The organism is Lacrimispora sp. 210928-DFI.3.58 (assembly GCF_020554865.1).
Taxonomy (GTDB): domain Bacteria; phylum Bacillota; class Clostridia; order Lachnospirales; family Lachnospiraceae; genus Enterocloster.
In genome coordinates, this window is the sequence record NZ_JAJCIC010000139.1 from 1 (window position 1) to 245 (window position 245).

At 50.6% G+C, this 245-nt stretch carries 1 pseudogene; it reads left to right on the forward strand.

Annotated features, from left to right (window positions below):
• Positions 1 to 245, forward strand: a pseudogene (locus LIZ87_RS22265) (argininosuccinate lyase); the annotation flags it as partial.

Genomic DNA, 245 nt, shown 5'->3' on the forward strand with positions numbered 1-245 from the left:
AGAAGTATGCATTTGACGAGTACGGCGCAATGATCGCTGAGTGGTCTGCTGACGTAGACGCTATCAGCGATTACTATGCTAAGGCTTCTGCTAACCAGTATGACAGCAAGGGCGGCACAGTATATACACTTGCAAGCTACTCTGCAGACGGATATGCAAGCCCAAGCAGCGCTACCTCTAATGGCGTAAGTGCTAAGTATGCTCAGGAGTGGAGATACTTCCAGGATGTAGAGAACGGTGCCCGC